The sequence below is a fragment of the Cryobacterium sp. MP_M3 genome, assembly GCF_015752155.1.
Lineage (GTDB): Bacteria > Actinomycetota > Actinomycetes > Actinomycetales > Microbacteriaceae > Cryobacterium.
In genome coordinates this window covers 1-1,437 of sequence record NZ_JADOVI010000056.1, presented here as the reverse complement: position 1 = coordinate 1,437, position 1,437 = coordinate 1, and the positions used below count along the sequence as shown (strand labels likewise).

The window sequence follows — 1,437 nt, the reverse complement described above, 5'->3', positions numbered from 1 at the left end:
GGCTCTCCTGACTCTTCCGTGGGTGGTTTCCGAGCTCCTTAACGAGTGCACGCCGCTCTCCGTCTAGGTTTCTAACTGACAAAGGTAAGAAACACAGGGACGAGAAAACGGCGTGCAAAACTCAACACTATGGCGGACTCTGCTCGGAGTCGACAAAACCATCGTCGAAGCGGTCGATGTCGACGCGGAAACGGGCATTCTGGTCGCGTCGGTGCGCCCAACGGCATCGATGCGGAACCGGTGCGGGGCCTGCCGGAAGCGCTGCCCCCGCTACGACACCGGTGACGGGCGCCGCCGCTGGCGATCCCTGGACGCGGGCTCGGTGCAAATCCAGTTAGAAGCCGCGGCGCCGCGGGTGAGCTGCCGGGTGCATGGCGTCACGGTCGCCGCCGTGCCGTGGGCCCGGCATCAGAGCGGTCACACGCTGTTCTTCGATGACCAGGTCGCGTGGCTGGCCACGCAAACATCCAAGACCGCCATCACTGTGCTGATGCGCATCGCCTGGCGCACCGTCGGCGCGATCATCACCCGGGTTTGGGCCGATACGGAGAAGCAGTTCGACCAGTTCGCGGACCTCACCCGGATCGGGATTGACGAGATCAGTTACAAGCGCGGCCACAAGTATTTGACCTGCGTCGTCGACCACGATTCCGGCCGTCTCGTCTGGGCGGCACCGGGCCAGGACAAGGCCACCCTGGCCACGTTCTTCGACGCTCTCGGCCCCGAACGCAGCGCACTGATCACGCATGTTTCCGCGGACGGCGCGGCCTGGATCGCCAGTGTTGTCGCGGAGAAAGCCCCCAACGCTGTTCGCTGCGCTGATCCGTTCCACGTCGTGAAATGGGCCACCGAAGCCCTCGATGAAGTCCGCCGGGCCGCGTGGAACGATGCCCGCAAAGCCGCCCGACACAACGACGCCCGACGCACTCGCGGCCGGCCCCCAGCCGACGCCCCGGCACGCCCAGACAGCGCCCGGGCGGCCGGCATCAAGAACAGCCGATACGCGCTCTGGAAGAACCCGGAGAACCTGACCGAGAAGCAACAAACGAAGCTCGCCTGGATCGTGCAGACCGACCCGCGGCTGGCCCGCGCGTACTACTTGAAGGAAGGCCTCCGCGTGATCTTCAAACTGCCTCTCGAGGAAGCGACCGAAGCTCTCGACAAATGGGTTGGTTGGGCCCGCCGCTGCCGCATCCCCTCCTTCGTGAAACTGCAGAAGAGCATCGTCAAACACCGCACCGCGATCCTGGCTTCCATCGAGCACGGCCTCTCCAACGGACGCGTCGAATCCATGAACACCAAGATCCGCCTCATGACTCGCATCGCCTTCGGCTTCAAATCACCCGACGCCCTCATCGCCCTCGCGATGCTCAGCCTCGGCGGGCACAAACCCGTGCTTCCCGGCCGAGACTAACCCACGGAAGCGTCAGGAGAGCC

At 64.8% G+C, this 1,437-nt stretch carries 1 protein-coding gene; it reads left to right on the top strand.

What is annotated here, in order from left to right; translation table 11 throughout:
* Positions 1-112 precede the first annotated feature (112 nt).
* Positions 113-1,414: an ISL3 family transposase gene (locus IWX89_RS18315; RefSeq protein WP_196904964.1), complete on the top strand. Its 1,302-nt coding sequence runs from the start codon at positions 113-115 to the stop codon at positions 1,412-1,414.
* Positions 1,415-1,437 lie beyond the last annotated feature (23 nt).